Source organism: Chitinophaga sp. CF118 (assembly GCF_900112615.1).
Classification (GTDB): Bacteria; Bacteroidota; Bacteroidia; order Chitinophagales; family Chitinophagaceae; genus Chitinophaga.
Map to the genome: position 1 here is coordinate 1 of NZ_FOMK01000021.1, position 3578 is coordinate 3578.

General features: G+C 41.1%; 2 protein-coding genes. Both read right to left on the bottom strand.

Features of this window, described 5'->3' with window-relative positions; genetic code table 11:
* Positions 1-3218 (bottom strand): SprB repeat-containing protein (locus tag BM176_RS31980; RefSeq protein WP_177230629.1); only part of this gene is annotated, 3218 nt, incomplete at its 3' end.
* Positions 3219-3332: 114 nt separating this feature from the next.
* Positions 3333-3578: T9SS type A sorting domain-containing protein (locus tag BM176_RS31985; RefSeq protein ID WP_143097983.1), on the bottom strand; the 246-nt coding region annotated here is incomplete at its 5' end.

Genomic DNA, 3578 nt, shown 5'->3' on the forward strand with positions numbered 1-3578 from the left:
GCTGGAGAACTAACATTTGCCACAATCACTGTATCACCCGTAAATGCCTGCGTACTGGCAAGGAACTCCGCACTGATTACATTATCAACCGTTTTGATTACTACGGTATCATGCGCCACACAACCATCAATATCCGTTGCTGTTATATCATAAATGCCAGCCTCATTTATTCCTACCACAGCCGTATGAGCAGTATATCCGTTATTACTGTTCCAGCTGTAATCTGCTCCATTGGGAATAGTACCATCTGTAACTGCTACCTGACCTTTACAGAGCGTACGGTCAACACCCAGAGAAACCGTTAATGGCAGTGGATCTATGAGGGTATATGTATGACCTATCAAACACCCTGTACTATCTTTCATTTGTACAGTATAAGTACCGGCACCCAGTTGCTGTATATCCTTATTCGTACTTCCAGTACTCCATTGATATGAATATGGTAAACGCCCTCCGGATGGTAGCAAAGTAATAGCCGCATCCTGGAAACCTGTACAGGTAGGTTCTTTTATGGATTCTCCTATGGCCAGTGCACCAGGTGCTATAACCGCCGCAGTAGAATTTAAGATACATCCATTGGCGTCGGTTACTTTTAAAATATAATCACCTGCCTCTAAATTTTTAATACTGGTATCAACAGAACCGTTGCTCCAGGAATACAGATAAGGCGCAACTCCACCACTTACTGTAGCTGTGGCAGCTCCATTTGCTTCACCATTACATCCCACTTCCTGAAGTACAAAAGTGGTATTCAATGCCGGTGGCTGTGTAAGTTTAATATCAGCTTCTGCTATTACACCACTCATATCTGTAACTTTCAAATGATACGTCCCTGCAAGTAACTTCTTTGCTACTGAATCTGCAGCACCATTAGACCACGCATATACGTAAGGTCGCACCCCTCCGGTAACATAACCATATACCTGTCCTTGTGTACTATCGTGACAAAGTACCGGTGCCTGTTGTTGTAATGCCAACACCAATGGGTCCGGTTCATGCAACACAAATGTTCTCACAAGACTACAATTATGAGCATCAGTAATAGTTAGATTATAACTACCATCACCTACGTTACTCAGATCTGGCGCAACAGTGCTATTACTCCATGCATACTGATAAGGCAATGTACCTCCTCCTACAGTAGTAACAACACCTCCATCTGTAGAACCATAACGTGTTGGTGTGGTAATAACCCCGGTGGCTGCTAAATCATCCGGTTGTGTAATGGTTGTGTCAGCAGTTGTTACACACCCATGTGCATCTTTAATATCAAGATAATAGTCGCCCGGAGGAAGATTGTTCACATTAGCTGTAGTAGCTCCATTGCTCCAGGTATACTGATAAGGCAAAGTACCACCGGTAGTATTACTTAACACTATTCCATTTGCCACGCCATAACAGGTGACATTGGTAGGCGTAAGTCCCAGTACCAGTAAGTCCGGTTCTGCAAGATCAATACTGTCAATTGCTTGATTATTATTAGCATCAGTAATCGTTACTGAATAAGTCGCTGTTACTAAACCGGTGATTTTCCGGGTAATTTTATTCGTATTCCATAAATAAGTGTATGGCCCCACTCCTCCTGTCACATCTGCCTGTAATGCCCCATCACCATCGCCCTTACAACTGATAGGAGTAGTTGTGAAACCTACTACCAGTGAATCAGGTTCTACAAGTCTAATGCTTTGAGAAGTAGTACATCCATTCAAATCCGTTGCCACTACATCAAAAGTTCCACCACCCAGTCCATTGATAGTGGCAGTACTTTCTCCATTGTTCCAGGCATAGGTATAAGGAGATGCACCACCACTCACACTGATGCCCGCGCTGCCATCATAAGTATGATAACCTTTGGGATCAAGCGCCACAGAAATATTGGATGATATACCGGTAGGCGGCTGACCAACTGTAGCTACTTGTGATGCAGCAGCTAAACATCCATTGCCATCTTTTACAAGAATAGTATAATCACCTTTTATCAGGCCATTAAATACATTACCCGCCTGCCAATTAGTACCATTATCTTTTGAATATTGATATGTACTATTACCTCCCGCGGCTGTAACGGTTACAGACCCATTATTACCACCGAAGCAGGTAGCATCAACCGGTTGAACGGAGAATGTTACAGGGGCCGGGGCTGTGATAGTAAAATGATAATAGGTTCTGTTTACTTCCACTACACTACCATACTTGCCTTCTACAGTAAGACTATAATCCCCGGGAAGCATATCACGCAAACCTGTGATCGTTACACTTTTATTGGCATCCAGACTGGTAATATCAGTACTGGTCTGATCAACAATAATAGAGTCTGTTGGCGAATTAAATTTGTAGATAGAGATAGGTTTTAACACCTCACCCGGAACCATATCTCTGTCAAACCTGACGGTCACAGAATTACTTTTACTATAAGAACACAATGGAGATGCTCCTGTCACGGCAACAGGTTTCGGTGTAGTGGGATAAAAATATAATACCAACACATTAGATCCTTCTCCAGCCATCGTGGGGTAATGTGAACTATCAGATTCTCCGGTAGACGCATTATAATAGTTTACCGAAGGTGCTGAACGGAAATAAACAGGCTTACCTATAAAATTAACATAATCTGCATCAAAAATATCCTTTATAGAACGACCAGCATAGTTATTGGTCAGATCCGTATATTTAGGTAGATTAGCAAAAACCTGCCCATCGAGACTGAATTGGGATCTTCCAAGACACCCCTGATGACCACAATAAGAATTCCTAAAATTTATTGTTTCGTCAACAGTATAAATATTATCTGCCGGATCAGTACGATCGGCATTTTCAATCATGATAATCCCCGCATTATAAATATTGAAATTCACCAGGTTCGAACCGCACCCCAGATTAAATGATCTGGCGGTACCCGAGTTTCCTGGAATTTGAAAATCATATTCTTTATTACCACAACCGCTACTGCTGACATCCGAATAAATATGTATAATAGGTGATGTCAAATAAAGATTGGTATCAATTACCATTGTTGTACTGGTTGAAAAATTCACTTTTTCAAAGATCTTTACTTTCGCGGTAGTTGACACATCCGTTCTGTACAGTATAACAGTATAGTTATTACCTGGTGGTAAAGTGATCCTGGCATGAGCACGTAACACATATGGAGCGCCTTTCTGAGCCACGCCAGCCAAAGAGAAAAGTATGCAACTTAAAAAGAGTAATATTTTCTTCATTGCATTATTTGTTAAAAGATGGAAGTACTAATAAGTAATTTTTTATAATAACAAAAAACAGGTTTTGCCACCACTATTTAATATCGCATCATCTATTGGCCTGAGATAACACGCTTATATAATCATCAGTTTAAGCGTCTTCACATCTTTAGGCCCTTCCACTACCAGCAAATAGATCCCCTGCGTTAAACCTTGTATATTAAAGTCCTCTGTTCTCTTGGCTCCTTTTAATAAAGTTGATTTCTTTGAATAATAAGTTTGATTATTCAACAGACTTATTACACGATAATTCACCGTCACATCTTCCATCACTGTTATATCAAGCGAAAACTGGCCACTGCTAGGATTAGGACGCAGCTT